The organism is Streptomyces sp. NPDC058864, from assembly GCF_042742985.1.
Classification (GTDB): Bacteria; Actinomycetota; Actinomycetes; order Streptomycetales; family Streptomycetaceae; genus Actinacidiphila.
Map to the genome: position 1 here is coordinate 125,084 of NZ_JBHYMQ010000017.1, position 25,161 is coordinate 150,244.

The following is a 25,161-nucleotide window of genomic DNA, read 5'->3' on the forward strand; positions in this document are numbered from 1 at the left end:
GCCCTCATGCCGCCCCGCGCCCGGCCTCGAGGTCCAGCAGCAGCCGCTTGCGCTCCACGCCGCCCGCGTAGCCGGTGATGGCGCCCTTGGCGCCGACCACGCGGTGGCAGGGACGGACGACCAGCAGCGGGTTGCGGCCGATCGCGGTGCCGACCGCGCGCGACGAGGTCCGCGGGATGCCCATCGCCTCGGCGACGTCCGCGTAGGTGAGCGTCGTGCCGTAGTCGATGGTCTCCAGGGTCTTCCACACCTGCTGCTGGAAGGCGGTCCCCCCGCTGGTGAACTCGATCTCGAAGTGGGTCAGTTCGCCGGCGAAGTATGCCCGCAGCTGGCGGGTGATCTCGGTGAACGCGGCGTGGTCGGCACGCGCGCGGTCCGCCAGGTCCGCCGCGATGACACCGCCCTTCTGGTCCGGCACCGACACCGAGGAGAGCGCGGTGCCGCCCTTCGCTGTCGGTGACTCCTCGCCGACCAGCAGCAGTTCGCCCAGCGGGCTGTCCAACGTCGTGTAGACCGTCATCGGTTCGTCCCTTTCCTCACGTCTTCAGTGGTATCTATGATTCTGCGGCGGTTCGTCACCGGTGTCCGGCGGGATTCGGACGTCGCATTCCCGCCTCCCCCGCCCTTCCGGATCGGGGCCGTCCCGGTCAACCGGCGCTCCACAGCAGGTGCATCGCGTAGGTACGCCACGGCCGCCAGCCCTCGGCGTCCTCCAGCGGCACGCCGGCACGCGCGGCCCCCGCGCGCACCGCGACGTCGCCCTCCAGCAGCACATCGGGGTCACCGAGGGCGCGCATCCGGATGTAGCCGGCCGTCCACGGGCCGATGCCGCGCAGCGCGAGCAGGTCCTTCTCCGCGCGGTCCCGGTCCGCACCCGGGTCGAGGAGGACCTGTCCGGCGGCGAGGGCGCGGGCGAGACCGCGCAGCGTCTCCCGCCGGGCCTCCGGCATGCCGACCGCCTCCAGCGAGGCCCCGGCGAGCGCGTCCTCGCCGGGGAACAGGTGCGTCAGGCCGCCGCTCGGCGCCGCCAGCGGTTCGCCGTGGGCGGCGACCAGCGCCGCGCCGAGCCGGCGGCCCGCCGCCACGGAGACCTGCTGCCCCAGCACCGCGCGCACCGCCAGTTCGTGCGGGTCCGCCGCCCCGGGAGCGCGCAGTCCGGGGCGGGCGCGGGCCAGGGCTCCCATCGAGGGGTCCGCGGTGAGCCGTTCCGCCACCGCGTACGGATCGGCGTCCAGGTCGAACAGGCGCCGCACCCGCTGGGTCCCGGTGGTCAGGTCGCGCAGCGCGGTCAGATGCAGCCGGCACTCGAGCCAGTCGCCGCCCCGCCCGGACACCGCTTCCTCGACCTCGACCACCGCGGGCCCGTGCGGCAGCCGGAGCGTCCGCCGGTAGACACGCCGGCCGCGGTTCCCTGTGATCTCCTCGACGCCGGCGATCGCGCGGGCCGCCAGGTAGTCGAAGACCTGCCCGGCGTCGTACGGGTCCCGGTACGCCAGCCGCAGCGGCACCCCGGCCGCGGCGTCGGCGGCGGCGTGCCGGGCGGGGCGCGCCTGTCGCAGGGCGGTCGGCGTGAGCGCGTACACCTCGCGGACCGTGTCGTTGAACTGCCGTACGCTCGCGAAACCGGCCGCGAAGGCGATCTCCGCGGCCTGCATGTCCGTGGTCTGCAGCAGGATCCGGGCGGTGTGCGCCCGCTGCGCACGCGCGAGCGCGATCGGACCCGCCCCCACCTCGGCGTTGAGCTGCCGTTGCACCTGCCGCGCGCTGTACCCGAGCCGTGCGGCCAGCCCCGCGACGCCTTCCCGGTCGACCACGCCGTCGCCGATCAGCCGCATCGCACGGCCCACCACGTCGGCCCGCACGTTCCACGCCGCGGACCCCGGCACCGCGTCCGGACGGCACCTGCGGCAGGCCCGGAACCCCGACCCCTGGGCGGCGGCCGCCGTGCGGAAGAACCGGACGTTGCGCCGCCTGGGCGTCACTGCCGGGCAACTGGGGCGGCAGTAGATCCCCGTCGTCGTCACGGCGAAGAAGAACTCGCCGTCGAAGCGGGCGTCGCGGCTGCACACCGCCTCGTACCTGCTGTCCTCGCCGCTCGTGTCGCTCGTCACCCCTCCACTGTGCGGCATCGCGGAGGCGCCTCGCTGGCGGGAATCGGACGTCACGTTCCGCGCGCGGCCGGCCCGGCACGGCGGTGCGGGTCCGGGGCCCCTCGGTGATCCTGAGGAGGTGACAGCCAGCTCCGCCCCGCGCGGCCTCACCGGCCGGGAGGCCAACGGCACGGGACGCGCCAACTACACCGGCGCCGTGTACGGGTCGCTCCTGGCCGCCTCGGTCGTGGCCGGGGCCGGTTCTGGCGGTCCGTACCCGCGGCTGGAACTGGTGCTGCTGCTGATCTGCACCGGCCTGGTGTTCTGGGCCGCCCACGTCTACGCGGGCTTCGTCGGGGACCGGCTGCGCGGGGGGCGGGTGACCTGGCACGAGATCCGCCACGTGTGCGTCCGCGAGTGGCCGATCGTGCAGGCGGCGCTGCTGCCCGCCGCGGCGGTCGCGGTGAGCCCGCTGCTGGGGCTCGGGCTGGAGGGCACTGCCTGGCTGGCCCTGACCGTCGCCGTCGTCCAGCAGGTCGGGTGGGCGAGCGCGGCCGTCGTCCGGGTGGGCGCCTCCCGCTGGGCGGTGGTGTCGGTGGGGATCGTGAACCTGGTGCTGGGCCTGGTCATCGTGGCGGCGAAGGTCGCCCTCCAGCACTGAGCGCTGACACTCCGGGTGCCCGCGCCCAGCCGTTTATGTAGCGTTTTGTCACTGTTTCCTGTGGGGTCGGTGTGCCCCGAGGCGGTGAACGCGCATGACTCGCCACCCGCGGACCGGCGCCCGCAAGCCCACCGAGCTCCCCCAGGAGTCCTGGCGCGTGGTGCTCCGGCGCACGGTGAAGGAGTTCTGGGCGGACCACCTGACCGACTGGGCCGCGGCGCTGACCTACTACGCCGTGCTGTCGGTCTTCCCCGCCCTCCTCGTCGTGGTCTCCCTCATCGGCCTGCTGGGCGGCCCCAGTGTCGAACCCCTGATCGTGAACGCGGGCGAACTCGCTCCCGGACCGGTCCGCGACACGCTGACCGGGGTGCTCGGGCAGCTGCAGCACGGCGTCGGCCGAGGAGGTCTCGCCCTCGCGATCGGCATCGTGGTGGCCTTGTGGTCGTCCTCCGGCTACGTGGCGACCTTCATGCGGGCCGCCAACGCCCTCTACGACATCGACGAGGGCAGGCCCCTGTGGAAGACCCTGGCCGGCAGGTTCGTCCTCCCCGTGGTGCTGCTGGTGGTCACGGCGCTCGTCGCGATCGGCGTGGTCTTCACCGGTGCCCTCGCGCGGAGGGCGGGCCAGGTGCTGGGGGTCGGCGACGCCGCGCTCGGCGTGTGGGGCGTCGTCAAATGGCCCGTGATGCTCGCGCTGTTCGGCCTGGTCCTCGCGCTGCTGTACTGGGCCGCGCCCAACGTCAGGCACGGCGGCTTCCGCTGGGTGAGCCCGGGCAGCGCCCTGGCCGTGGTCATCTGGGCCGCCGCCTCCGCGCTCTTCAGCCTCTACGTGTCCAACTTCGCCAACTACAACAGGCTCTACGGCAGCCTGGCGGCGATCATCGTCTTCCTCGTCTGGCTGTGGATCTCGAACATCGCCGTCCTCCTCGGCCTGGAGTTCAACGCCGAGCTCGAACGCGCCCGGACACGGCCGGACGGCGGCCCCGACGACGGCCCGGACGACCGGGTGCCCAAGGCCGAACCCCAGGACACCGAGCGCCTCCACGCCGACGACGGGCCATGACGGGACGGCGTCACGCGCAGTGCCGCCTCGGTCTCCGGGGCGGCCACCCCGCGGGGACGTTTCGGACCTCGGCCGGGGGCGTCAGCCGACCGCCTTCGCCATCCGGCGCACCGCCTCCGTGAGCACCTCAGGCGACGTCGCGAGGTTCAGCCGCGCGTGACCGTCGCCGCCCGTCCCGAAGTCGGGGCCCGCGCTCAGGGCGACCCGCCCGCGGTCGAGGAAGGCGGCGGCCGGGTCGTCGCCCAGGCCCACCTTCCGGCAGTCCAGCCAGGCCAGATAGGTCCCCGGGGCCGGGTGGTAGCCGACCGCCGGCAGGTGCTCGGCCAGCAGCCCGGCGAGCAGCCGGCGGTTGGCGGCGAGGTCGTCCAGCACGGCGTCCAGCCACGGCCCGCCCTCCCGCAGCGCCGCCGTGTGCGCGATGACGCCCAGGTGGCTCGGGCCGTGGCTGACCTCCTCCGGCATGCGCGCGAGGTCGTCCGCCGCGGCGGGCCCGGCCAGGGCGAGCGCCGCCTTCAGCCCCGCCAGGTTCCACGCCTTCGACGCCGACATCAGCGACAGGCCGCCCTCGCCGCCGGGCACGCTCAGGTACGGCACGAACACCGCGTCGGCGGTCACCAGCGGCGCGTGGATCTCGTCCACCACGACCCGCACCCCGTACGACCCGGCCAGCGCCGCCACCGCGGCCAGCTCATCGGCGGTGTGCACCGTGCCGGTCGGGTTGTGCGGGCTGCACAGCAGGTAGGCCGCCCTGCCCCCGCCGGCCGTGGACCGGGCGAAGGCCTCCTCCAGTGCCGCGAGGTCCAGCCGCAGGCCGGGGCCGAGCGGGGCCTCCACCACGCGGCGGTCCATGTGCGTCACGAACTGGTAGAACGGCGGGTACACCGGGCAGTTCACGACCACCGGGTCGCCGGGGCAGGTGACCAGCCTCAGCATCTCCACGACGCCCAGCATCACGTCGGGCACGATCGACGCGCGCTCCACGGCCAGGCCGTCCCAGCCCCACCGCTCACGGGCGAAGTCCGCCAGCGCCTCCGCGTAGGCGGTGCCCGCCGGATATCCCGTGTCGCCGGCCTCGATCGCCTCCGTGAGCGCGCGGGCCACGGGCCCGGCCAGCTGCACGTCCATCTCGGCCACCCACAGCGGCAGCACGTCCTCCGGATGGGTGCGCCACTTCATGCTCGTCCGCCGCCGCAGCTGGTCGAGCGTGAGGCGGCGCAGCGGATGGTCGTCATGCGACGTGATGTCCATGACACCCAACATAGGTGCGGACCCGCTGCCGGGGCAGAGGGCGGCAGGCGGACGTGTTGCCGAACCGGCAAGAAGGCTTGCCCGGCGTGCGCGCGGGACCGCATGGTCGGGGACAGGTCCACACCCACGGCACGGAGGAGACGACATCCATGACCGACGGCACCACCAGCGCGACCGGCGCCGAGACCGAGGCGGAGTTCTGGGACGCCCGGTACGCCGGGAGCGACCGCGTCTGGAGCGGCAACCCCAACAAGGTCCTGGTCCGGGAGGTCGGGAGCCTCAGGCCCGGCACAGCACTCGACCTGGGCTGCGGCGAGGGCGCCGACGCCGTCTGGCTGGCCCGGCAGGGGTGGCGGGTCACCGCCGTCGACATCTCCCGCGTCGCCCTGGAGCGGGCCGCCGCGCACGCGCGGGCGGAGGGCATCGCCGACGGCCTCATCGACTGGCAGCGCCACGACCTGGGCGAGACGTTCCCCGAGGGCACCTACGACCTCGTCTCCGCGCAGTTCCTGCACTCCCCGAACGACATGCCCCGCGAGTGTATCCTGCGCGCCGCGGCGGCGGCCGTGGCGCCCGGCGGCGTGCTGCTCGTCGTGGGGCACGCCGGGTTCCCGGCCTGGGAGACCGATCCGCACCCGGAGGTGCACTTCCCGACGCCGGAGGAGGTGCTGGAGAGCCTCGGGCTCCCCGAGGGGGAGTGGGAGGTCGTGCTGAGCGACGAGCACGAGCGCGTCCAGAACGACCCCGACGGGCGGCCCACGACCCGCGTGGACAACACCCTGGAGATCCGCCGCCTGGCGCGGTGACACGCGGCACGGCGGGCCGTGGCGACCACGGCCCGCCGGCGCGTGCGGGGCACGGGGGAGTGACGGGGCGTCATCGACGCGCGTCCTCGTACTCCTCCTCCTCCTCGTACTCCTCGTCCTCGTCGTCGTACTCCTCGTCGTCGTACTCCGGTTCCTCTTCGTCCTCGGCGTACTCCTCGTCCTCTTCTTCGCCGTCCCCTTCTTCCTCTTCCTCTTCCTCTTCCGTCTCTTCTTCGTCCTCGTCCTCGGGGTAGCCCTCGTCCTCCGGCTCTTCCTCGGCCTCCTCGGCCTCCTCGGCCTCCTCGGCCTCCTCGGCCTCCTCGGCCTCTTCGGCCTCCTCCGCTTCGAGGGCCTCCTCGTGTGTCCGTACGACCTCGCCGTCGCGTATCTCGCCGCGCCAGCCCTCGGGCTCCTCATTGGTGAGTGAGACATAGCGATGGAAGTGCTTGAAGTCGAGCCGCAGCCGGCGCCCTTGGGCGCGCCAGATGTTGCCGGTCTTCTCGAACAGGCCGGAGGGGTAGTACTCGACCACGAGGACGATGCGGGTGAGGGTGGGAGTCAGCTCGTGGAAGCTGACGCTGCCGCGCGTGGTGCCCTTGGCGCCGTCGGAGTGCCAGATGATGCGCTCGTCGGGGACCTGCTCCACGACAGTGGCCTTCCAGCCGCGGGTCGAAGGGCCTACCTTGACCTTCCAGTCACTTGACGTGTCGTCGCCCTTGGAGACGCTGCGGACGCCCTTGGTGAACGCGCTGAACTTCTCGAACTGCGTCCAGTGGTCGTACGCGAACCGGATGGGTACGCCGACGTCCTGGACCTCGACGATGTTCGTCACCTTCTGCGTCCCGGACTTGCGCCCCTTTCCCTTCTTACCGCCGCCGAGCGCCTGCTTGGCCTTGTCGAGCACGCCGCCGCCGATGGCCTTGAGCGGCGACTCGCCCTGCAGGATCTTCAGGCCCGCCTTGGGAAGCACCCCGCCGTTCTCGGCCACGCCCACCAACTGGTCGGTGAGGTCGGCCACCTTGTCGCCCGCCTTGTCGGCCAGGTTGCCCACTTGGGCGCCGACGAAGTTGGCGAGTTCGTCGCGCAGCAGGTCCAGGCCGGAGGCCTGGCCGTTGCCGGTGTCCTGCGCCGTCCTGGCCATCGGGCTACCTCCGCCGTGTGGACGTCTTCTTGGCCGCCGCCTTCTTCGCCGGCGCCTTGCGCGCCGTGGTCTTCCCGGCGGGCGCGGAAGCCTTCTTCGCCGTACGCTTCGCCGGTGCGGCGGTCTTCTTGGCCGTGGTCTTCTTCGCGGGCTGCGCCTTCTTGGCCGGTGCTTTCCTGGCGGGTGCCTTCCTGGCCGCCGGCTTGCGCTCCGGTTCCCGCTCGGGCCTGGGCTGCCGGCGCTTCGCGGCCCGGCGGCGCCTCGGCGGTTCCTCCTCTTCCTCTTCTTCTTCCTCCTCGCCTTCGCCCTCGTCCTCGGCTTCCTCGTCCTCGGGCTCCTCCGCCGCCCGTGAGGGACGGCGGCGCTTCGGCCGGGGCTTCCTCGCGGCCTCCTCTTCTTCCCCCTCTTCCGGTTCGTATTCCTCTTCGCCCTCGGCTTCCTCGCCGCGTTCCTTCTTGGCGCCGATCCGGGCCGTGCGGTCGTGCAACACGCCCGCCAGGTCGGCCAGCTTGCGGTCCGCGGCCGCCGTGACCGCCTTGCGGCCGGCGTCCATCAGCTCGCCGCGCAGCTGCTCGTTGAGGTCGGCGATCTGCGGTACGTCCTGCAGCTTGCGAATACCCTCGGTGAGCAGTTGTTGCGGATCGAGTCCGGCACGGCGACCAGCGAGGAAGGTCGCCATCGCGAAGGCGAGCCGCCCCTTCTTGGCGCGACCGAGCACGTAACCACCGGCGACTGCGGCGGCAAGAGCGATCTTGGTCGTGTCCTTCATCAGTCGTTCCCTTCGGAAAGCGACCCGGCGCCGCACAGACGTTGTGGGGTGTATATGCTGAAATAGTACGTTTCTCAATGGGGGTGGCGCTCCTCCGGAACCGGAGAAGGGGATGGCCGCAAGCGACAGGAACGCCCGGAGCAAGAGCACCAGGCGCGGCCGGGACGGCGAACGTGCGGAGCGGCCGCGCAAGCGCTCCGCCGCATGGGCGATGCGTTCCGCCGCCGATCAGCTCTTCGAACTCCTGGGCCGCAGGCCGGAGTCCGTCTCGGCGGTCAAGCCCGTCGACGAAGGCTGGGAAGCGGACGTCGAGGTGCTGGAGTTGGAGCGGGTGCCCGAGACCACCAGCGTGATGGCCACCTACCACGTGAAGCTCGACGAGGAGGGAGACCTGGTGGCGTACGAACGCACCCGCCGTTACACGCGGGGGCAGACCGACCGGCGCTTCTGAGACGGGAAGCGCTGAAGGGAGGCGCCATGACCGTGGTGCCGCAGGGCGGCGGGAGCATCTCCAGGGGCGGTACGGGGAGCCTGTACGACGTCCTGGAGCTCATCCTGGACCGAGGGCTCGTCATCGACGTGTTCGTCCGCGTGTCCCTGGTGGGCATCGAGATCCTGAAGATCGACGCCCGCATCGTGGTGGCGAGCGTCGACACGTATCTGCGCTTCGCCGAGGCGTGCAACCGCCTCGACCTGGAGTCCGGCCGCAAACAGCCCACCCAGCTCACCGACCTCGTCGGCGAGATCACCGAGAGCGGCGCGAAGGGCAAGTCCAAGGGCGCGCTCTCCGGCGCCGTGGAGGCCGTCACGGGGGCCCTGAAGGGCGACGACCAGGACGACGAGGACGAGTACGAGGAAGAGCCCGAAGAGGAGGAGGAAGCGGAGTACGAGGAGGAGCCCCGGCCGCAGCGCAGGAGCACCAGGCGCACCTCCCGGCGGGAGAGGGAATGACCATGGCCGTCTACGTCTACTCCATCACCTCGAAGGACCATCCGGTGCGCCTGGACGGGCTCAAGCCCGTCGGCGGATCGGACGACCCGTTGCGAACGGTGACGAACGGCGACCTCTCCGCGGTCGTGAGCGACGCCCCCCAGGACCTGCGCCCACGGCGCAGGGACGTCCTCGCCCACCAGGAGGTCCAGGAACGCCTGATGGCGGACGGCGCCGTGCTGCCGCTGCGCTTCGGCTTCACGGCACCAGACGAGGACGCCGTGCGCGGCGTGCTGGAGGACCGCGCGGGCGAGTTCCGGGAACAGCTGAAGAACCTGGAGGGCTGCGCCGAGTACCACCTGAAGGTCTCGTGGGACGAGGACTCGCTGCTGCGCCGGATCCTCGAGGAGAACGACGAGGCGAGCCGGCTGAACGAGCGGATCCGCGGCGGATCCGGCTCCCCCGACATGCCGCTGATGCTGGGCGAGCTGATCTCCAACGAGGTGCAGGCCCGCCAGCAGGCACTCGGGGCGGGCATCGTCGAGGCACTGCGCCCCTTCGTCCGGGACGACGTGGCCACCGCGCCGACCGGACAGGACTTCCTCAGCGTCTCCTTCCTGGTGGACGACAGCAAGGAGGAGATGTTCCTCGCCACCCAGCTCAGCCTGGCCAACCAGGTCGGCGAGGAATGCGACTTCCGGCTGCTCGGACCGCTGCCGCCGTACAGCTTCGTGTGACGGGGACGCGCATCGTGTGACGGGGACGAGGAGACGGACGAGGACGAGGAGGCGGTGTCATGGGACTGTTCACACAGATCGTCACCCTCCCCCTGGCACCGGTACGCGGGGTGGGCTGGGTCGTCGAGCGGGTGCTGGAGGCCGCCGAGCAGGAGTACTACGACCCCGAGCCCGTCGAACGCGAACTCGCCGCCCTGGAGAAGGAACTCCTCGCCGGGCGGATCGACGAGGAGACCTTCGAGGCGCGCGAGGAGGTACTGCTCGACCGCCTCGAGGAGATCGCCGCCTTCCGGCGCGGTGAGGCCGCGCCCTGAGACGAGGTGACGCTGTGACGGATTCCCCGGCCGGCCGGCTCGGTTCGTACCCCACGAGGGCCGCTCCCCAGCCGTACGCCTACGGGCAGGGGTCGTCGGCCAACCTGGCGGACATCCTGGAACGCGTCCTGGACAAGGGCATCGTCATCGCCGGCGACATCCAGATCAACCTGCTCGACATCGAACTGCTCACCATCAAACTGCGCCTCCTGGTGGCCTCCGTCGACAAGGCCAAGGAGATGGGCATCGACTGGTGGGAGCACGATCCGTCGCTGTCCTCGCGCGCCCACGGGGAGAGTTCGCTGGCGGAGGAGAACCGGCGGCTGCGCGAGGAGATCGAGGCGCTCAAGGAGGGGCGGGAGCTGACGGACACACCGCGCGGCAGCGTGGCCTCCCGCCACCGCACGCGGTCCTCCTCGGCGACGCCCCGCCGACGCGGCCGTACCGGGACGGACGACGATGAATGAGCGGGTCGGCTACGCGTACGGCGTGCTGCGTGAGGGGGGCGTGCCGGACGGCGCCCTGGAGGCGCTGACCGGCGTCGCCGGGGCCCCCGTACGCCTCGTGACGTCCGGCACGCTGGCCGCCGCGGTCAGCCCGGTGCCCGCCACGGACTTCCAGGAGGACGCCCTCCGCCGGCACCTTGAGGACCTGGACTGGCTGGAGGCCGTCGCCCGCGCCCACCACACCGTCATCGAGGCGCTCTCCGCGCACACCACCGTGCTGCCACTGCGCCTGGCCACGGTCTACCTGGACGACGAACGCGTGCGCCAGGTGCTGAGGGAGGACGACGCGGCGTTCAGGGAGGTCCTGGAACGGCTGGCCGGCCACCTCGAATGGGGCGTCAAGATCTACGTGGACGCCCCGGCGGCGGCCGCCGGGCCCACCGGCGCGGCCGAGGACCTCAGCCCCGGCCGCGCCTATCTGCGGGCCCGCCGCGCCCAGCGGCACTCCCGCGACGAGGCCTACCGCGCGGCGGAGGAGGCTGCCGTGCGCGTCGAGTCGATCGGGCGCGAACTGGCCGCCGGGCACGCCCGGCACCGCGTGCAGCAGGGCCAACTCGCCGCCGATGCGGGAGAGAACGTCCTGAACGACGCCTTCCTCGTCGCGCACGCACGGGCCGAGGCCTTCCGCACCCGCGCCCTTGCCGCCGCTGAGGGACTCCCCGGGGTGCGCGTCGACGTCACCGGCCCCTGGGCGCCGTACTCCTTCGCCGCCCTCCCCGGTACCGACCGGCCCGGGGCGGACCCGGCCGACGTGGCGGACGCGGCGCCATGACCGCGGCCGACCGGGCCCCCGAACCCCTGGCCGAGCGTCAGGTTGCCCTCGTCGACCTGCTCGACCGCCTTCTCAGCGGCGGAGTCGTCCTCACCGGCGACGTGGTGCTGTCCATCGCCGACATCGACCTCGTCCGCATCTCCCTGCGCGCGCTGATCGTCTCCATCAGCGAACGCAACCCGTCCCCTTGGGGCCCGGAGCCCGGCCCATGAGATCCCCCGCACCCCCCGGCGACGACCAGCCCCCGGACCGCCTCGGCGAGGTCGCCGACGCCGCCGCCCGCGCCTTCCGCCTCCTGCCCGCCGTCCCCCGCGACACCCCGTCCCCCCGTCCCGCGCGCCGCATCAGCACCGACCCCGACACGGTCGAACGCGATCTGATGAAGCTCGTCCTGACCCTGGTCGAACTCCTCCGCCAGCTCATGGAACGCCAGGCCCTGCACCGCGTCGACGCGGGCGACCTCACCGAGGACGAGGAAGAACGCCTCGGTGCCACGCTGATGATCCTCCACGACCGGATGGCAGGCCTCTGCGACCAGTACGGCCTGTCCATGTCCGACCTCAACCTCGACCTCGGCCCTCTGGGCACGCTCCTTCCGCCCGACTGAACGCGCGGGTGGGGTCTCAGGGCGTGGGGATGCCGCCCGGGCGGGAGGGGCGGCCGAACCGGACGGGGACGCCGGGGGAGTACAGGACGCTGACCGGGGGGCCGACGGGGGCGGGGAGGCCGGCGGCGGCGACCAGGGTCTCGTCGCAGTCGAGGAGTTCGGCACGGTGGAGGGGCCAGCGGGGGTGTGAGTTCGGCAGGTAGACCTGCCGTTCGAAGAACGTGTTGTGCAGGCCCCAGCGCGCGGTGAGGAAGTGCTCGAGGTCGGTGGGCTCCGCGACGGGCTCGCCGACGCGGACGGTGATGCGGCAGTGCGCCCCGCGTGGGCCCGGCCAGCGGCGGCTGCTGGTGTACGTGAGGGTGTCGCCGTCGCGGCGGATCGCCATCCGCGACCACAGGTACGGCAGGCGGAACGCGGCGCGCGCGACCGCCACGGGTATCAGCCGGGAGGCGTCGAGCGAACGGAAGACGACACCGCGCCGTCCGTGGGCGTCCACGGAGTACAGCCGGACGTTCGTCTCGGGGAAGGTGCCGAGATAGGGGACGCCGGGGAGGCGGAACCAGCCGACGCGGTGCATGCGGAAGGCGACGAGGCCCACGTAGGTGACGCCGCCGAGGGTGTCGGGGACGGTGCCGGAGGGCAGGAGCGGTGCGATGTCCGCGGGGTCGGCCGCCCAGTGGAGGAAGGCCAGGTCGAGCCACGACTGGGTGAGCAGCGGGGCGGTGGCCACGTAGGGCGGGTCCGCGGTGATCGGTTCCGGGACGGTCTGCGGGGGCGGCACCCGACCAGGATCGCAGACGGCCCAGGGACGCCGGAGGAGGGTGGCACCGGGTGCGGTGGGGCGGGCCGGGCGGGGTTTCCGCCGCGCAGCGCCGGCCGGTGCCCGGGCCGCTGCGCGGCAGCACGAAGGGTCCCCTCGGAGGACGCGACGGCCTGGTGCGACTCGTCGACGAGCGGCACCGCGCTGCCGGGGTTCGCCGTCGCCACCGCCGTGCCCGCCGCACCGTCGCCGCGGCCCAGGCGGTCCGGGCCCGTCACCGCGCGGGTGCGCACGATGAGCGCGTCGAGCGCCGCGCGGGGGAGCGTGCCGCGTGCAGGTACGGGTCCCGGTCCGATGCCGTGGGCTCGACGTGCGCCAGGGGGCGGATGCCGGCGCGCCGCCGCGCCCGGCAGCGCAGCACCGCCGGGCGGTCCTCGCGGCAGGGGCCTGCTCGCACCCGGTGCTCGTCCCGTTCCGGCCGCGCCGAGCCCGGCGATCGCCTCCAGAAGGCCCGTCTGACCACCCCTGTGACACGTGGGGTTCAGGAGGTGACAGCGGGGTACACCATGGGGGCGGGTGCCGGGGCCCCGCATCCGCTGGGGACGGACAGGGGGCCCTTCCCCCTACCGGTGACGCTGCGGAGCAGCCCTTCGGCGTGGGGAGTGATGGAGATGACGCACAGCTACGCCACCTCGTCACCTGCCGCCCGTACCGACGTGTACGTGTACGTGTGCGAGCTGGAACACCGCGCCGTGGCCGTCGCCGTCGCACGGCGCACCGCGCGCACCGTGCTGACCGGCTGGTCGGTGCCGGAGGAGGCCGTCCACGACGCCGTGCTCGTCGTGTCGGAACTGGTGACCAACGCCGTGGAGCACGCACTGCCTCCGGTCGCCCTGCGGCTGCGCCTGCGCCGCGGTGAACTCGACGGCACGGCGATCATCCGCGTCGAGGTCACGGACGGCGGGCCCGCACCCCGGCACGGCGCCTGGGCCGCGAGCTGCGGCACCGGTGAGCACGGTCGTGGAGCCGCCATCGTCGACAGCCTCGGCGTCGGTTCCGGCGTCGGCGTCCGCAACCGCGGCGGCGCCCGCTGGGCGGAACTGCTGGCCGCCTGACCTGGGCGAAGGCACCGCTCGGCCGGCCACCCACCCCCGGGACTCCGGGGGGTTGATTTGCGTACGCGAATTTTGTCCGGAAGAAAACGAAATACCCTTATGTTGAGATCGCCCAGAGCGAGGGCTGTCGTGGCGCACCCGGCGCGGGTGCGGGAAGGGAGGCACCCGCATGGAGTTCGGGTCCCGTCTCTCGGCGATGCAGGATCCCATCGGATCGGGTTGCAGGGTCTTCCTCGGGGTGATGATCGCGATCATCGCGGCCGTGCCGGTGGCCGACCACTTCCTGCCGGAGGACATCCACCTCGCCCACGTGCTGGTCATCCCCGTCGCCCTCGCCTCCGCCTTCGCCGGAGCCGTCCGCGGCGCCCTGACGGGACTCGCGGCCGTGCTGGCGCTCGTCGCCGCCGGGGCCGAGCGGCACACGCTGTCCTCGGAGAGCGTGCTCGTCCAGCTCGGCTCGCTGGTGCTGCTCTCCGTCCTGCTCGTCCTCATCAGCGCCCTGCGCGAGCGCCACAGACGCGAGATGGTCGAGTTGCGCGAGGTGTCGCAGGCGACCCAGGGCGTGCTGCTGCGGCCGCTGCCCACCCACGCGGGCCCGGTGACCATCGCCACGGCGTACCGCAGCGCCGGCGACGGCGACCGCATCGGCGGCGACCTGTACGCCGTCGCGCGCACGGCGCGGGCCACCCGCCTCCTCATCGGCGACGTGCGCGGCAAGGGCCTCGGCTCCATCGGCGACACCGGGACCGTCCTCGGGGCGTTCCGCGCCGCCGCCCACCGGCAGGCGCCGCTGGCGGAGCTGATGGCGTCGCTGGAGGCCGGCGTCCGCTGGGAGCTCACCGAGTCATGGGACGGGCCCCAGGCGACCGACGTCGGGGAGCGCTTCGTCACCGCTGCCGTCGTCGAGATCCCCGACGACGAGCCGTATGTGCGTGTGGTCAGTTGCGGGCACCTGCCGCCGATCCTCGTCCACGACGGGACCGTCACCACCCTCGACGTCCCCGAACCGGCGCCCCCGCTGGGCCTCGGCGGGCTGACCGGGAGCAGCTACGCTCCCACCACCTTCCCCTTCGCCCCCGGCGACCGGCTGCTGCTCTACACCGACGGCGTGACCGAGGCCCGCAACGGCGCGGGGGAGTTCTACCCGCTCATGAGCCGGGTCGCGGAATGGTGTGACCGGGCCCCCGACCAGCTCGTACGCAAGGTGACCGACGACCTGCTGGCCCACGTGGCCGCGCCGCTGCAGGACGACATGGCCGTGGTCGCGATCGTGCGCGACGCCCTGGGAGGACTGCCACCGCATGCACGGGCCCACGCAGGAGCCGACACGGCGGCGGACGCCGATGATCCGGGCGTTCGATCTGCTGGCCGCGGACTATGACGACGTCCACCACGACGCCGTCGCCGCGGCCCTGATCGGCCTGGCGCACCCCGTACCGGCGGACCGCCGCGTGGCCGACGTGGCGTGCGGCACAGGAGCGGTGGCCCTGGCGCTCGCCCGCGCCCGCTCGTCCGAGGACCCCGCGGTGCTCGCGGTGGACGTGTCCGCCGCCATGGTCGCCGCGGGCCGCGCCCGCGCCGGGCGCTCGGCGCCGCCCGGGGCGATCGACTGGCGCGTGGCGGACGCAGTACCTCTTCCGTGCGCCGACGGCGCGCTCGACCTGATCCTGTGCGCGTCCTCCCTGCACTTCCTCGGCAGGCGGGCCCTCGCCGACTGGCGCCGCGCGCTGCGGCCCGGCGGCCGCGTCGGCTACACCCTCCCACTCGCCCCCGGGTTCCGGGCCTCGGGCCCCTTCGCGTCCCTCGTCGCCCCCGACCTGCCGCTCCCGCGCACGGCGGAGGACGCCGCGGCACTGGCGGTCGCGGCGGGCTTCCCCGATCCGCTCGTCCGCGTCACCCGCATCGGCGACCGTTCCGTCGTCCTCACCGTCGCCGGGACCCCGGGCGCCGTCGGCTGACGCCTGCTCGGGCCGGCGCGTCGCGGAGGATCAGGACCCGCTCACGCCCGCGCACATGATCATCACCGGTCGCGCGCGAGAGGGCGGTGGTCCGGGAGACGGGACCGGACCACCGCCTTGTGCGGGGGGCGGGGACGGGGCTCAGTTGGGGGAGGGGGAGCCCGTCGCCATGGGGTCGGCGCCCGCGGAGAACATCGCCGCCGCCGAGGTGCCGAGACCGAGCGCGGTCGGTGCGTCGGGCAGCCCGGCGCCGACGCGGAGCTGCTCGGTGACGGGCAGCGGGCGGCTGGCGCCGCGGAGCAGGGACATGAGCCGGTCCGTGCGGGCCGCGCCGCGCGGCTGAGGTGCCGCCCGCAGGTGCTCGTGGTGGGCGAGCACGAGCGCGGCCAGGCCGGTGAGGTGGGCCGCCGCGATGGCGGTGCCCTCGGCGACCGTGTAGCCGGCGCCGAGCGCGGTGGTGACGACCGCGGTGCCGGGCGCGGTGAGGTCTACCCCTGGCCCGGTCGGCGTGAAGGGCGCCGGATACGGGCCCGGCCACGGAGGCTGCGCGGCGGCTGCCGGGCTGTCCGGCGGGTAGGTGCCGGTGTGCGCCAGGGCGCCCGCGGCCAGAACGGTCGGCAGGGCGGCGAGCGGGCTGAGCGCCCCCGCGGTGTCGCCCGCCGGGGCGATGACGGCGACGCCGGCCGCATGCGCGTCCATCAGCTTCCACGCCGCCAGTTGCGAGGGCTGGTCGTAGGTGACGTTGATCTGCGCGACGTCGATGTCGTGGGCGATGCAGTGGTCCACCGCGCGCAGCAGGTCGGCGACACGGCCGCCCGGGAACAGCTTGAGCGCGTGCACCGCGGCGTCCGCGGCGATGCCGGTGACCCCGGTGCGGTTGTCCGCGGCGGCGACGATCCCGGCGCAGCGCGTGCCGTGCCCGGTCGCGTCCGTGCGCCAGCCCGCGTCGTCGGCGGCGGGCGTGAAGTCCGCCCCCGAGCGGACGGTGTCCTTCAGGTCCGGGTGCGCGGTGTCGACCCCGGAGTCCAGCAGGGCGACGGAGACGCCGTGGCCGCGGTAGGTCGGGGGGATCTCGTGCAGACGCATCGCCTGCCAGCCCCAGCCGGTGAGCGGCCGGTCGGGGAAGCCCTCGAAGGTCTCCGCCAGGGAGCGCACCACCACTTCCACCTCGGCGCCCGTCAGGGTGTCCTCGTCCGTGAACGGACGGCCGGTGCGCACCGGCCAGTGGTCGCCCGCCGGACGCACGTACAGGGACCGGACGGTGGCCGGGGTGTCGGCCGGCAGCACGAGCCGCGCGCGGCCGTCCGTCCCGGTGACGGCGTACGCCGTCGAACCGGTGCCGGTCGCCCACACCTGCGCGTCCGCCACGCCCTGACCGCGGCTGGTCACCCGTACGGTGATGCACAAAGGCTCCTGGAGGGTGACCTCCATCGCCGGGTCCACCGCCGGCACGGCCGGCCTCGCCGAGGGGGCCGGTGCGTACGCGAGGGGCTGGTCGGCCTCGACCACCACCTGGGGGTTGGCGGCCAGCGCCCGGGCGCGCTCGTGGGGCATCGTCACCACGGCCACCGGGGGGCACACCGGGTGGGGCTCGGCGATCGCCTCCAGCCCGCGGGCGCGCGAGGGGTGCACCTGGGCGACCAGCTCCACCTCCGGGTCCTCCTCGAGGAGGGTGAACAGCGCCGAGGCCTCGACGGGCGGCACGCCCGCGGTCAGCCAGGGTGCCGGCCGGGGGGCGACCAGGTACCGGCCGCGGCCGGCCCGGCCCGGGTGCCCGGGGTAGGTCCCGGCCGTACTCGCGTACTGCTGCGCGCCCTGCTGCGTCGCGCCGGGTCCGGTGCCCGGTCCGCTCGCCCCGCCGGCCTCAGGTCCGGCACCGGGCTTGCGGCCGCCCTTGGCTCCGCCCTGCCCCTTCGCCATGCCGCCGTTGCCCTGCTGCTCACTCATCACGCTTCCGCCTTCACCGATCGCCTTGCGTTGGACGACACCGCGCCGCTTCCGCGGCCGGACGGCCCGGCCGGCCGGGGCAGCCCGCGAGGGCCACCCCGGCCGACCGGAGACCGGTCACATGCCGAGCGGCATCTGACCGACGTGCTGCATGTACGGCGACTGCCCGTACGGCGACTGCCCGTACTGGGACTGGCCGTTCGGGAACTGACCCTGGAACTGGCCGTACGGGCCGAACTGCTGCTGGCCGTACTGCTGGCCCTGGGCGATCTGGCAGATCGCGCTGTGCACGACCGGCGCGATGCGGCGGGCGCACTCGGTGAGCACGCTGCTCCAGGCATGCGGCGGGATCTGGCCCTGGGCCTGGATGCCCAGGATGATCTGCGGGTCGATGCGCACCTGCTCGACCACGGCGTTGACCGCCGTGGCCGCACAGCGCAGCGACAACTCGGTCACCAGCAGCGGCAGCTGCTGCTGGCCCTGCCCGATCCCGGGCTGGCCGAAGTGCTGCTGCCCGTAGCCCTGCGGGCCCATGAACTGCTGGCCGATGCCTTGCTGTCCGTAGCCCTGCTGGCCTGCCCACGGCTGCGACTGCTGCTGACCGGACTGCTGCCAGTGCGGCTGCTGCATCTGCTGACCGTACTGCTGGGGGGTGTAGACCGACATCAAGCTCCTCCTTGAGCTGTGACGGGAAGGGGTGAGACGGCGGCTCCATGGAGGGGGCTCTCAGAACAGGTCCGCCGCCATGCGCAGCAAACCACCACCGGACAAAAACCGCTTGCCAGGACATACCGCCACCGGAGGGTGGAGGGCGCCCGAGCTGCACCGACCCTCTTCCGGGCGCCTCACCCGGACGGCCCACGGCGGGGGAGCCCCGCGCCCAGGGGCGGCTCCCGGCAGTGCGTCTCGCGGTTCGCGGACCCGGGCCGGCGGCGCTCGAACCGGAGGTCCGCGAACGCATGCACGACCACGGCGACGTGTACGTCGGGACGTCAGCCGGCGCCCGGATCGGGTGCCCGCCGACCGGTACGGAACCCGGCATCGCCGGCATCGCCGGCGCGCGCACGCACCTCCTCGCCCATCCGCCCGGACGGGCACGCCTGTTGGGGGAGGATGGACAGGACAGTACGACCGAGACGGAGGAGGAACCCGTGCCATTGGAGGGCGAGTACGAGCCGAGCCCGCAGACCTGGGTGCGCGAGCAGGTCGAGCGGTACGAGAGCTCCGGAGGTACCGAGGGGACCACGATGCGCGACCTGCCCGTGGTCGTCCTGACGACCCGCGGGGCCAAGAGCGGGAAGATCCGCAAGACCCCGTTGATGCGCGTGGAGCACGACGGACTGTACGCCGTGGTCGCCTCGCTCGGCGGCGCCCCGAAGAACCCGGTCTGGTACCACAACCTGCTCGCCGACCCCAGGGCCGAGCTCCAGGACGGCCCCCGGCGCCGGGACATGACGGCGCGTGAGGTGTCCGGGGAGGAGAAGGCGCTGTGGTGGGACCGGGCCGTCGAGGCCTTCCCCGACTACGCGGACTACCAGAAGAAGACCGACCGCGAGATCCCGGTCTTCGTCCTGGAGCCGGCGGCCCGCCCCCACTGAGCGCGGGGCGCGAGCATCGCGCACCGGCGCCGCGCACCGGGTGAGCCGCGCGGTGCGCATGAACGCCGCGATCGCGGCAAGGCGTGCGGTGCGGGTGCCGGACCGTGGTTCCCCCGTCGCGGTCCGGCACCCCGCCGGTCGTCAGGCGCCGGTCGTCAGGGCGCCGGGGTCCGCAACTCGATGTCGTCGGGCCCGAGCGGCCGCCCGTCGGCGTCACGCATCTCCAGCGGCGCCACCGGGCGGCCGGTCGCCCGGTCCACGACGGTGGTGCGTTCCTCCCCCGGCTCGAAGAGGTTGGCCTCGCCCCACTGGCGCAGGGCGAGCAGCACCAGCCGCAGGCCCTTGCCCTCCTCGGTGAGTTCGTACTCGCGGTACGGACTCCCGTCCGAGGCGGGCACCGTGCACAGCACCCCGTGCTCCACCAGCTTGCCGAGACGGCTGCTCAGGATGTTCTTGGCGCAACCCAGGCCGCGGTGGAAGTCGTTGAACCTGCGCACCCCGTTCAGGGCGTCCCTGACGATCAGCAGCGACCACCAGTCGCCGACGACACCCAGGGTCCGCGCGACCGGGCACGGTCCGTCACTGAAGTCCTTCTTCTGCATCGCCCTCTCCTGGTTTCGACATTAAACCGCGAGGGCGGGCCGGGCAAACGGCGCGCCGGTGACCGGGCCTACTCGGGGCGTGCCGGGACGTAGAAGCCGGTCGTCGCGGTGACGGCGGCGGCCGCGGTGTCCTCGGGGGCGCCCGAGGCGGCGTAAGCCGCGCCCCAGGCCCGGCTGCTGAGGGTCATGAACTCCCGCGCCTCGTCGGAGAACTGCCATTCCCCGGCTTTCTCCGGCCCGATGGCGTCGCCGGCCAGATACCGGCCGAGACCGAGCAGTCCCAGGTCCCAGCCGACGCCGACCGCGCCGGGGCCGAACTGGTCCCACATGCCGGGCGGCACCACGGCGACGTGCTCGAGCTCCAGGACCGTCCGCTCCTCGTCCTGCGCGGTCAGCCGCACCTCCACCTCGCTGAACCCGGGCGCCCCGCCCATGACCCAGCTGACCCGGAGCAGCTTCGGGGGTTCGCAGCGCAGGACCTCCCCGCCGGCGTTCCCCTGCAACTGGTACTGGCCGCCGAGCCGCAGGTCGCCGGTGACCGGCAGGAACCAGCGCCCGATCCGCTCCGCGGTGGTGCAGGCGTCCCAGACGTCCTCGACGATGGCGTCGTAGGTACGGCGCAGCAGCACCGTGCGCGCCTCCTCGCCGGAGACGTCCCGGTTGCCGGTCGCGCGGTGGATGGCGTTGATCTCGTCGACGATGTTCATGCGGTGTCTTCCCGTTCCCTTCCGGGGTCCCGGGCCTGCCCCGTCCCCGGTCGCTGCTGATCCTGTGCGAGGCGCCGTTCGCGGCGTCCCCGGGCGAGCTCGGTGCCGAGCGCGTCCAGCCGCTGTTCCCAGAAGCCGCGGAAGCGCTCCAGCCATGCGTCGACCTCGCGCAGTGGCGCGGTCCGGACGGCGTAGAGCCGCCGGGTCCCCTCCGCCCGCACCACTGCGAAGCCGTTCTCCCGCAGGACCCTCAGGTGCTGGGAGACGGCGGGCTGGGAGATCCCGAATTCCCCTCTGATGGTCTCGGTGATCGCGCCGGACGGCTGTTCTCCGGAGGCGAGGAGCTCCAGGATGCGGCGCCGCACCGGATCCCCGAGTACGTCGAATGCGTGCACGTCGGCCACTATGCCAGTGCCACCTTATATAAGCAAGAACTTAGATAGGTCCTTGAGCAGCGACGACGCGCCCGGGCGTGCGCCTCACTCCAAGGGGGTAGGGGCGAACCGGGCATAGGGGTGGCTTCCGGGACGTTCACTGACGCGGGCACCGGTGCCCACGGCGTAGGACTGAAAGGGTCCGCCCTGAACGGGCCGCGTTTCCGAAGGAGTGATGACCATGCGCCGCATCCGCGTCCAGCGACCGAAGAAGCCGGCGCCGTCGCGCCCCCCGATCGACCTGCGGACACCGTCCGGAAGGCCCCTCCCGTACTGACGCCGGCCCCTGAAGCACACCGTGCACGTCCAGAAGGGTCGCCCGAGATGAGCGACACGTCCTGCCGGCCGGGCAGCACCGTCCCGGCCTTCCGCCCGGTCTTCGCCTACATGGTCAGGCGGCTGCGCTACCTCGCCGAGGGCTTCCGCCGCCTGGCCCTGGCCTGGTGACGGCAGCGGTGGAGCCCGACGACCCGGCCGCCGGGCCCGCGCCATGGGCCCGCCCGCGGCGACCACCCTCTTCCCCCTCCACAGGGGCCGGGAGCGGCCGCCCCCGCCTGCCCCGAACGGCTCACCCGGAGCGCTGTTGCGCGTCGGCGCCGACCGGGTGACCCTTGACGTGATTCGGGTGCACCGGAACGCGAGGTGGGCCATGGTCGAGCCAGCGGTGACGATCCGGCAGGACGGCGACGGTTACGTGGTCAGCTGCCCGGGGACCGACGCGGTCGGGCGCGGCCCGACGGAGACCCAGGCGTGGACCGACTTCTGGGCCGCCCTGCACGCCGACTGGAAACCCCCGGAGGAGCTCAGGGCCGGCCCCGGCGAGGACCACGTACGAGGTCTGCGGGTCCTGCGGCTCTTCCTGTGACCCCGGTCCGTGCGTCCGCGGTCATGGCGCCCGGCCGGACCACTGCGGCTCGACGCGCGCCCACTCCCGCCCCCACGTCCGCAGCCGCACGCGCAGCGCGAGGGCGGCCACGGCATGGCGCACGCCCCAGGCCACCGCGGACCACAGCAGGAGACTCGTGACGCCCAGCACCAGGCCCGCCCCGCGCGCCCCGGCCGTACTGCGGGGCTCCGGCGCCGGTGAGCCCCGGTCGTCCACCCAGATCCGTATCCGATCGCCCGCCTCGACGGGCCGCCCCACCGGGACCCGTCCGGTGTGCGGACGGCCGCGCGGGTACTCCCAGCCGGCGCGCACCGGCGGCATCGAGCGCATGCCGTGCTCGTGGAAGACCGGCCCCGTCCCGTCCAGGGCGGTGCCCGCCACGAGGTGCCGGTGACCCCGCTCGGCCAGCGCGTGCGCACGCTCCGCCCGGTGCACGGCGAACCCCGCACAGGCCGAGACGAGCACGGCCAGCACCATCACGGCCGAGGCGGCCAGCCGCGGAAGGGTGTGCGCGCACGGGCGGCACCGTGACGGCAGCACGGCGGGACAGGCGCAGAACAGCATGGGACCCCCCTCGGACGAGGCGCGTGGCCCGGCCGCGACCGGACTGCCGACATGCTGCACCCACGAGGCGGTCACGCGCCGGGAATTCGCGCCTAGTCGGCGACCGCGGGCGACGCCGTACGCGGGCCGGGCACCAGGTGCCTGCGGCCCGCCGCGGGCGCCGGCCGGGACAGCACCACCACGCCCCGGCCCGACGCGAGCGCCCCGGCCAGGGCCACCGTCAGGCCCAGCGAGCCGCCCCGGAAGCCCTCACCGAGCAGCAGCACACCGACACACCCCGCGACCAGGGGGTTCGCCAGCGTCACCGCCGCCAGCGCCACACCCAGCCCGCCCCGGTACGCCTCCTGCGACCAGAGCATCCCCGCGATCGCCAGGACGCCGGTGCAGCCGGCCGCCACCAGGAGCATCGGGTCGGCGACGGCCGCCCCGAGCCCCCGTTCGGCCAGGTGCACCGCGAGGCCCTGGGTCAGGCACGAGGCGACGCCGAACGCCGCGCCCGCCGCCGTGGCGAAGCGCAGCGCGCGCAGCACGGACCGGTCGGCGCCCCACGGCACCCGGGCCAGCGCCAGGGCCGCGGTCGCGGTGATCGCGGCCAGCAGGACCAACTCGGCGCCGCCCAGGACCCGTTCGGTGCCGGGTGGTGCGATGGACAGCAGCAGCGCCACCAGCCCCAGCACGGTCAGTCCCGCCCCGCGCCACTCCCGGGGCCGTACCCGGCGCCGGCCGAGGGCGGCGTGCAGCGGCAGCGCCAGTACGAGCGTCAGCGCGCCCAGCGCCTGGACCACGGTCAGCGACCCGTACCGCAGCGCGACCGCGTGCAGTCCCGCCCCGGCGGCCTGGAGGGCCAGCGCCAGCGTCCAGAGCCCGCCCGTCGGCTTCCGCCCGGCGGCCGCTGTGCGCTCCTGGGCGACGGCCGCCGTCGCGTAGCAGACCGCCGACAGCAGGGCCGCCGCCGGCGACAGCAGACCGCCGTTCATGCGAGCGCCCTCGGAACGGGCATGGGGCTCCTCCTGGGGTGCGGGGGCGGTGGCGCGGACCCCCAGCACATCGTGTGCGCCGCCCCCGGGGCATCAGGGTCCACCCCGAGCCGTCCCCCAACCCTTGTCGGGGACGTCAGGTGCAGACGGTGCCGGCGGGCGGCAACTGGCCGCGGGTCAGGTATGCGTCGACGGCGTCGTCGACGCAGCCGACCGACCTGAGGTAGGCGGTGTGGCCGTCGCCGTCGTAGGTGAGGAGACGGCCCGAGGAGAGCCGGCGGGCCAGGGCCGCGGCCTCGGTGTAGGGGGTCGCCGGGTCGCGGGTGGTGCCGAGGACCAGGATCGGCGCCGCCCCGCGCGCCGTGATGGGGCCGGCCGGCTGGTCCGCGGGGACCGGCCAGTGGGCACAGGTCGACAACTGGTCGGCGAAGTACCTGCCGAAGCGGGGCGAGGCGCGCACGAATCCGGGGAGCGCCGCCCGCGCCTGCGCGGGGGTGGCGCGCGGCCCCAGGCTGCCGCTGAGGCAGGTGATCGCGACGTACGCGTCGCCGCTGAAACCGGAGTCGTCGAGGGCCCCGCTCAGTTGCTGCACCGCCGTGGTGCCGCCCGAGCGCACCTCGGCCAGTGCGGCGCGCAGCTTCTCCCACGCGGGTGCCATGAGCCCCGTGGTGACGGCGTTGATGAGGCCGTCGCCGTCCACGACGACGTCCTTGCCCTGCCGCAGAGGGGCGCGGTCGAGGGCGGCGACCAGGGCGTCCAGGGTCCGGCCCGCCTCGGCGGGGGAGCGGCCCACGGGGCAGTCCGGGCGGGCGGCGCAGTCGGCCGCGAAGGAGTCCCAGGCGATCTGGTAGCCCCGGGCCTGGCCCAGCAGGCTGTGGACGCCGTCGAGCACGGGGTCGACGGCGCCGTCGAGCACCATGCGGCCGACGTGGGACGGGAACAGGCCGGCGTAGCTCGCGCCGAGGTAGGAGCCGTAGGAGAAGCCGAGGTAGTGCAGCCGCTCGTCGCCGAGGAGGGCACGGACGAGTTCCATGTCCCGGGCCGAGTCGAGCGTGCCGACGTGGGCGAGCAGGCGCCCGGCGCCGCGCTCGCACGCGGTGGCGGTCTCGCGGGCCGCCTCGTCGGCCGCCGCGAAGTCGGGTCCGTCCGCCTCCGGCCCGCCGGCTTGCGGACCGCCCCCGCGACGGAGGCCGCGGACCCCCGCGGGGGCGCCGGCCGGGTCGGTGCGGCAGGTCACCGGGGTGCTGGAACCGACTCCGCGCGGATCGACGGCGACCAGGTCGTAGGCGGCCCGCACGGCCGGCGAGAAGGCCCCGGCGAACGACCACAGCGAGGTGATCGCGGGTTCGCCGGGGCCGCCGGGGTTGAACAGCAGTGAGCCGATGCGCCGGGCGTCCGTCCCGGTGGCCTTCGTGCGCGTCACCGCCAGGTGGATGTCGCCCGCTTCCGGGTGGGCGTAGTCCAGCGGGGCCCGCAGGGTGGAGCACTGGAACGACGGTTGCTCCGCGCAGGGCTTCCAGGCGGGTCTCTGCCGGTAGTAGTCGGCCAGTGCCGGAGGAGCGGCCGCCGTGGCGGCGATGGCCGCGGGCCGCCCGGGGCCGTGCCCCGCCCTCTGCCCGGGCGGGCCCGTCGTGCAGGCGGTGAGCAGGAGTGCGCAGGCCCAGAGTGCGGCGAGCGCCGCGTGGTGGAGCCCGCGCCGGGGTCCGCGGGATATCGGGCCGGTGGTCCGGGCTTCCTTCATCGCCACGTCTCTCCTTCGCCCTCCGGTGCGTGATCAGTGCACCACGCACCGTGTCCGGCAGGAGTGTTCGCATAGCCCGGTGGAGTGAACGGCACAGGGTCTGCGGGGGGGGTGCCTCTATGTTCTTCGTCAAGCGAGGTGGGGGGTTCTGGGTTGGTAGAGGGTGCCGTCGCGGAGCATGGCGAACAGCACGCTGGTGCGGTGGCGGGCGAGTCGGAGCAGGGCCTG

Annotated in this window: 31 protein-coding genes; 17 read left to right on the forward strand and 14 right to left on the reverse strand. The window is 73.9% G+C overall.

Annotation, left to right across the window (positions count from 1 at the left end):
* Positions 1 to 4 precede the first annotated feature (4 nt).
* Together ACFW3D_RS16320 and ACFW3D_RS16325 are read right to left on the reverse strand one after the other, a co-directional pair.
* Positions 5 to 520, reverse strand: coding sequence for a methylated-DNA--[protein]-cysteine S-methyltransferase (locus ACFW3D_RS16320; protein ID WP_500504799.1), 516 nt, complete (start codon positions 518 to 520; stop codon positions 5 to 7).
* A 127-nt stretch (positions 521 to 647) separates the two neighbouring features.
* A complete protein-coding gene (locus ACFW3D_RS16325; RefSeq protein ID WP_500504800.1) occupies positions 648 to 2,129 on the reverse strand; it encodes an AlkA N-terminal domain-containing protein in 1,482 nt (493 codons plus the stop codon).
* 100 nt (positions 2,130 to 2,229) lie between these two features.
* Between ACFW3D_RS16325 and ACFW3D_RS16330 the strand changes: the two genes are divergently transcribed.
* Both ACFW3D_RS16330 and ACFW3D_RS16335 read left to right on the forward strand, forming a co-directional pair.
* A complete protein-coding gene (locus ACFW3D_RS16330; RefSeq protein ID WP_500504801.1) occupies positions 2,230 to 2,751 on the forward strand; it encodes a hypothetical protein in 522 nt (173 codons plus the stop codon).
* Positions 2,752 to 2,845: 94 nt separating this feature from the next.
* Positions 2,846 to 3,814, forward strand: a complete 969-nt coding sequence (locus ACFW3D_RS16335) for a YihY/virulence factor BrkB family protein (protein ID WP_500504802.1) — start codon at positions 2,846 to 2,848, stop codon at positions 3,812 to 3,814.
* 81 nt (positions 3,815 to 3,895) lie between these two features.
* Here the strand turns inward: ACFW3D_RS16335 and ACFW3D_RS16340 are convergent, their stop codons facing one another.
* Positions 3,896 to 5,062, reverse strand: a complete 1,167-nt coding sequence (locus tag ACFW3D_RS16340) for a MalY/PatB family protein (protein WP_500504803.1) — start codon at positions 5,060 to 5,062, stop codon at positions 3,896 to 3,898.
* Positions 5,063 to 5,211: 149 nt separating this feature from the next.
* On the opposite strand from ACFW3D_RS16340, the gene ACFW3D_RS16345 reads away from it, so the two are divergent.
* Positions 5,212 to 5,868 (forward strand): class I SAM-dependent methyltransferase, encoded by a 657-nt coding sequence (locus tag ACFW3D_RS16345; protein ID WP_500504804.1) that lies wholly within the window; start codon positions 5,212 to 5,214, stop codon positions 5,866 to 5,868.
* A gap of 70 nt (positions 5,869 to 5,938) precedes the next feature.
* Here ACFW3D_RS16345 and ACFW3D_RS16350 read toward each other — a convergent pair whose 3' ends face one another.
* Both ACFW3D_RS16350 and ACFW3D_RS16355 read right to left on the reverse strand, forming a co-directional pair.
* Positions 5,939 to 7,009 (reverse strand): SRPBCC family protein, encoded by a 1,071-nt coding sequence (locus tag ACFW3D_RS16350; protein ID WP_500504805.1) that lies wholly within the window; start codon positions 7,007 to 7,009, stop codon positions 5,939 to 5,941.
* A gap of 4 nt (positions 7,010 to 7,013) precedes the next feature.
* A complete protein-coding gene (locus ACFW3D_RS16355) occupies positions 7,014 to 7,778 on the reverse strand; it encodes a histone protein (protein WP_500504806.1) in 765 nt (254 codons plus the stop codon).
* Positions 7,779 to 7,890: 112 nt separating this feature from the next.
* Between ACFW3D_RS16355 and ACFW3D_RS16360 the strand changes: the two genes are divergently transcribed.
* Genes ACFW3D_RS16360 through ACFW3D_RS16395 form a run of 8 tightly spaced genes read left to right on the forward strand, consistent with a single transcriptional unit; the run spans position 7,891 to position 11,644 of the window.
* Positions 7,891 to 8,229: a gas vesicle protein GvpO gene (locus ACFW3D_RS16360; protein ID WP_500504807.1), complete on the forward strand. Its 339-nt coding sequence runs from the start codon at positions 7,891 to 7,893 to the stop codon at positions 8,227 to 8,229.
* 26 nt (positions 8,230 to 8,255) lie between these two features.
* Positions 8,256 to 8,729, forward strand: a complete 474-nt coding sequence (locus ACFW3D_RS16365; RefSeq protein ID WP_500504808.1) for a gas vesicle structural protein GvpA — start codon at positions 8,256 to 8,258, stop codon at positions 8,727 to 8,729.
* Between the two features lie 2 nt (positions 8,730 to 8,731).
* On the forward strand, positions 8,732 to 9,445 hold the full coding sequence (locus ACFW3D_RS16370; protein WP_500504835.1) for a GvpL/GvpF family gas vesicle protein: 714 nt from the start codon (positions 8,732 to 8,734) through the stop codon (positions 9,443 to 9,445).
* A 59-nt stretch (positions 9,446 to 9,504) separates the two neighbouring features.
* Positions 9,505 to 9,759: a gas vesicle protein GvpG gene (locus tag ACFW3D_RS16375; protein ID WP_500504809.1), complete on the forward strand. Its 255-nt coding sequence runs from the start codon at positions 9,505 to 9,507 to the stop codon at positions 9,757 to 9,759.
* A 14-nt stretch (positions 9,760 to 9,773) separates the two neighbouring features.
* Positions 9,774 to 10,226, forward strand: a complete 453-nt coding sequence (locus tag ACFW3D_RS16380; protein WP_500504810.1) for a gas vesicle protein — start codon at positions 9,774 to 9,776, stop codon at positions 10,224 to 10,226.
* Positions 10,219 to 11,037 carry a GvpL/GvpF family gas vesicle protein gene (locus tag ACFW3D_RS16385; RefSeq protein ID WP_500504811.1) on the forward strand — a complete coding sequence of 273 codons (819 nt, stop codon included), beginning with the start codon at positions 10,219 to 10,221 and terminating at the stop codon, positions 11,035 to 11,037. Before ACFW3D_RS16380 ends, ACFW3D_RS16385 begins: the two co-directional genes overlap by 8 nt.
* The gene (locus ACFW3D_RS16390; RefSeq protein WP_326579366.1) at positions 11,034 to 11,249 is read left to right on the forward strand and encodes a gas vesicle protein; all 216 of its coding nucleotides are present in this window, start codon (positions 11,034 to 11,036) and stop codon (positions 11,247 to 11,249) included. Before ACFW3D_RS16385 ends, ACFW3D_RS16390 begins: the two co-directional genes overlap by 4 nt.
* Complete coding sequence (locus ACFW3D_RS16395; RefSeq protein WP_500504812.1) at positions 11,246 to 11,644, forward strand: gas vesicle protein K; 399 nt, start codon at positions 11,246 to 11,248, stop codon at positions 11,642 to 11,644. The genes ACFW3D_RS16390 and ACFW3D_RS16395 overlap by 4 nt, the downstream gene beginning before the upstream one ends.
* Before the next feature lie 16 nt (positions 11,645 to 11,660).
* Here ACFW3D_RS16395 and ACFW3D_RS16400 read toward each other — a convergent pair whose 3' ends face one another.
* Entirely contained in the window at positions 11,661 to 12,425 is a 765-nt protein-coding gene (locus ACFW3D_RS16400; protein ID WP_500504813.1) for a YqjF family protein, read from the reverse strand.
* A gap of 650 nt (positions 12,426 to 13,075) precedes the next feature.
* Here ACFW3D_RS16400 and ACFW3D_RS16405 point away from each other — a divergent pair.
* From ACFW3D_RS16405 to ACFW3D_RS16415, 3 genes are all read left to right on the forward strand, one after another.
* Positions 13,076 to 13,519, forward strand: coding sequence for an ATP-binding protein (locus tag ACFW3D_RS16405; protein ID WP_500504814.1), 444 nt, complete (start codon positions 13,076 to 13,078; stop codon positions 13,517 to 13,519).
* 169 nt (positions 13,520 to 13,688) lie between these two features.
* Entirely contained in the window at positions 13,689 to 14,900 is a 1,212-nt protein-coding gene (locus ACFW3D_RS16410) for a PP2C family protein-serine/threonine phosphatase (RefSeq protein ID WP_500504815.1), read from the forward strand.
* Complete coding sequence (locus ACFW3D_RS16415) at positions 14,863 to 15,477, forward strand: class I SAM-dependent methyltransferase (RefSeq protein ID WP_500504816.1); 615 nt, start codon at positions 14,863 to 14,865, stop codon at positions 15,475 to 15,477. The genes ACFW3D_RS16410 and ACFW3D_RS16415 overlap by 38 nt, the downstream gene beginning before the upstream one ends.
* A gap of 141 nt (positions 15,478 to 15,618) precedes the next feature.
* Here ACFW3D_RS16415 and ACFW3D_RS16420 read toward each other — a convergent pair whose 3' ends face one another.
* Positions 15,619 to 17,424, reverse strand: a complete 1,806-nt coding sequence (locus ACFW3D_RS16420) for a S8 family serine peptidase (protein WP_500504817.1) — start codon at positions 17,422 to 17,424, stop codon at positions 15,619 to 15,621.
* A gap of 117 nt (positions 17,425 to 17,541) precedes the next feature.
* A complete protein-coding gene (locus ACFW3D_RS16425) occupies positions 17,542 to 18,090 on the reverse strand; it encodes a hypothetical protein (protein ID WP_500504818.1) in 549 nt (182 codons plus the stop codon).
* Positions 18,091 to 18,575: 485 nt separating this feature from the next.
* Between ACFW3D_RS16425 and ACFW3D_RS16430 the strand changes: the two genes are divergently transcribed.
* The gene (locus ACFW3D_RS16430; RefSeq protein WP_500504819.1) at positions 18,576 to 19,022 is read left to right on the forward strand and encodes a nitroreductase family deazaflavin-dependent oxidoreductase; all 447 of its coding nucleotides are present in this window, start codon (positions 18,576 to 18,578) and stop codon (positions 19,020 to 19,022) included.
* A gap of 155 nt (positions 19,023 to 19,177) precedes the next feature.
* On the opposite strand, the gene ACFW3D_RS16435 is transcribed toward ACFW3D_RS16430, so the two are convergent.
* The 3 genes from ACFW3D_RS16435 to ACFW3D_RS16445 form a co-directional block, all read right to left on the reverse strand.
* A complete protein-coding gene (locus ACFW3D_RS16435) occupies positions 19,178 to 19,624 on the reverse strand; it encodes a winged helix-turn-helix transcriptional regulator (protein WP_500504820.1) in 447 nt (148 codons plus the stop codon).
* Positions 19,625 to 19,692: 68 nt separating this feature from the next.
* Positions 19,693 to 20,331, reverse strand: coding sequence for an SRPBCC domain-containing protein (locus ACFW3D_RS16440; RefSeq protein ID WP_500504821.1), 639 nt, complete (start codon positions 20,329 to 20,331; stop codon positions 19,693 to 19,695).
* Positions 20,328 to 20,735 carry an ArsR/SmtB family transcription factor gene (locus ACFW3D_RS16445; RefSeq protein WP_500504822.1) on the reverse strand — a complete coding sequence of 136 codons (408 nt, stop codon included), beginning with the start codon at positions 20,733 to 20,735 and terminating at the stop codon, positions 20,328 to 20,330. The genes ACFW3D_RS16440 and ACFW3D_RS16445 overlap by 4 nt, the downstream gene beginning before the upstream one ends.
* A gap of 354 nt (positions 20,736 to 21,089) precedes the next feature.
* Between ACFW3D_RS16445 and ACFW3D_RS16450 the strand changes: the two genes are divergently transcribed.
* Both ACFW3D_RS16450 and ACFW3D_RS16455 read left to right on the forward strand, forming a co-directional pair.
* A complete protein-coding gene (locus tag ACFW3D_RS16450) occupies positions 21,090 to 21,212 on the forward strand; it encodes a hypothetical protein (RefSeq protein ID WP_500504823.1) in 123 nt (40 codons plus the stop codon).
* Between the two features lie 202 nt (positions 21,213 to 21,414).
* Complete coding sequence (locus ACFW3D_RS16455; protein WP_500504824.1) at positions 21,415 to 21,630, forward strand: hypothetical protein; 216 nt, start codon at positions 21,415 to 21,417, stop codon at positions 21,628 to 21,630.
* Positions 21,631 to 21,651: 21 nt separating this feature from the next.
* On the opposite strand, the gene ACFW3D_RS16460 is transcribed toward ACFW3D_RS16455, so the two are convergent.
* The 3 genes from ACFW3D_RS16460 to ACFW3D_RS16470 form a co-directional block, all read right to left on the reverse strand.
* Entirely contained in the window at positions 21,652 to 22,215 is a 564-nt protein-coding gene (locus tag ACFW3D_RS16460) for an Rv1733c family protein (protein WP_500504825.1), read from the reverse strand.
* 92 nt (positions 22,216 to 22,307) lie between these two features.
* Entirely contained in the window at positions 22,308 to 23,192 is an 885-nt protein-coding gene (locus ACFW3D_RS16465) for a DMT family transporter (RefSeq protein WP_500504826.1), read from the reverse strand.
* 136 nt (positions 23,193 to 23,328) lie between these two features.
* Positions 23,329 to 24,933, reverse strand: a complete 1,605-nt coding sequence (locus ACFW3D_RS16470) for an alpha/beta hydrolase (RefSeq protein ID WP_500504827.1) — start codon at positions 24,931 to 24,933, stop codon at positions 23,329 to 23,331.
* Between the last annotated feature and the right edge of the window lie 228 nt (positions 24,934 to 25,161).

Bases quoted from the DNA above. Each gene is read 5' to 3' on its own strand.
- ACFW3D_RS16320 (WP_500504799.1), bottom strand. From the start codon at position 520: ATGACGGTCTACACGACGTTGGACAGCCCGCTGGGCGAACTGCTGCTG.
- ACFW3D_RS16325 (WP_500504800.1), bottom strand. From the start codon at position 2,129: ATGCCGCACAGTGGAGGGGTGACGAGCGACACGAGCGGCGAGGACAGC.
- ACFW3D_RS16335 (WP_500504802.1), top strand. From the start codon at position 2,846: ATGACTCGCCACCCGCGGACCGGCGCCCGCAAGCCCACCGAGCTCCCC.
- ACFW3D_RS16340 (WP_500504803.1), bottom strand. From the start codon at position 5,062: ATGGACATCACGTCGCATGACGACCATCCGCTGCGCCGCCTCACGCTC.
- ACFW3D_RS16345 (WP_500504804.1), top strand. From the start codon at position 5,212: ATGACCGACGGCACCACCAGCGCGACCGGCGCCGAGACCGAGGCGGAG.
- ACFW3D_RS16350 (WP_500504805.1), bottom strand. From the start codon at position 7,009: ATGGCCAGGACGGCGCAGGACACCGGCAACGGCCAGGCCTCCGGCCTG.
- ACFW3D_RS16355 (WP_500504806.1), bottom strand. From the start codon at position 7,778: ATGAAGGACACGACCAAGATCGCTCTTGCCGCCGCAGTCGCCGGTGGT.
- ACFW3D_RS16360 (WP_500504807.1), top strand. From the start codon at position 7,891: ATGGCCGCAAGCGACAGGAACGCCCGGAGCAAGAGCACCAGGCGCGGC.
- ACFW3D_RS16365 (WP_500504808.1), top strand. From the start codon at position 8,256: ATGACCGTGGTGCCGCAGGGCGGCGGGAGCATCTCCAGGGGCGGTACG.
- ACFW3D_RS16370 (WP_500504835.1), top strand. From the start codon at position 8,732: ATGGCCGTCTACGTCTACTCCATCACCTCGAAGGACCATCCGGTGCGC.
- ACFW3D_RS16375 (WP_500504809.1), top strand. From the start codon at position 9,505: ATGGGACTGTTCACACAGATCGTCACCCTCCCCCTGGCACCGGTACGC.
- ACFW3D_RS16385 (WP_500504811.1), top strand. From the start codon at position 10,219: ATGAATGAGCGGGTCGGCTACGCGTACGGCGTGCTGCGTGAGGGGGGC.
- ACFW3D_RS16390 (WP_326579366.1), top strand. From the start codon at position 11,034: ATGACCGCGGCCGACCGGGCCCCCGAACCCCTGGCCGAGCGTCAGGTT.
- ACFW3D_RS16395 (WP_500504812.1), top strand. From the start codon at position 11,246: ATGAGATCCCCCGCACCCCCCGGCGACGACCAGCCCCCGGACCGCCTC.
- ACFW3D_RS16405 (WP_500504814.1), top strand. From the start codon at position 13,076: ATGACGCACAGCTACGCCACCTCGTCACCTGCCGCCCGTACCGACGTG.
- ACFW3D_RS16410 (WP_500504815.1), top strand. From the start codon at position 13,689: ATGGAGTTCGGGTCCCGTCTCTCGGCGATGCAGGATCCCATCGGATCG.
- ACFW3D_RS16415 (WP_500504816.1), top strand. From the start codon at position 14,863: ATGATCCGGGCGTTCGATCTGCTGGCCGCGGACTATGACGACGTCCAC.
- ACFW3D_RS16420 (WP_500504817.1), bottom strand. From the start codon at position 17,424: ATGAGTGAGCAGCAGGGCAACGGCGGCATGGCGAAGGGGCAGGGCGGA.
- ACFW3D_RS16425 (WP_500504818.1), bottom strand. From the start codon at position 18,090: ATGTCGGTCTACACCCCCCAGCAGTACGGTCAGCAGATGCAGCAGCCG.
- ACFW3D_RS16435 (WP_500504820.1), bottom strand. From the start codon at position 19,624: ATGCAGAAGAAGGACTTCAGTGACGGACCGTGCCCGGTCGCGCGGACC.
- ACFW3D_RS16440 (WP_500504821.1), bottom strand. From the start codon at position 20,331: ATGAACATCGTCGACGAGATCAACGCCATCCACCGCGCGACCGGCAAC.
- ACFW3D_RS16450 (WP_500504823.1), top strand. From the start codon at position 21,090: ATGAGCGACACGTCCTGCCGGCCGGGCAGCACCGTCCCGGCCTTCCGC.
- ACFW3D_RS16455 (WP_500504824.1), top strand. From the start codon at position 21,415: ATGGTCGAGCCAGCGGTGACGATCCGGCAGGACGGCGACGGTTACGTG.
- ACFW3D_RS16460 (WP_500504825.1), bottom strand. From the start codon at position 22,215: ATGCTGTTCTGCGCCTGTCCCGCCGTGCTGCCGTCACGGTGCCGCCCG.
- ACFW3D_RS16465 (WP_500504826.1), bottom strand. From the start codon at position 23,192: ATGAACGGCGGTCTGCTGTCGCCGGCGGCGGCCCTGCTGTCGGCGGTC.
- ACFW3D_RS16470 (WP_500504827.1), bottom strand. From the start codon at position 24,933: ATGAAGGAAGCCCGGACCACCGGCCCGATATCCCGCGGACCCCGGCGC.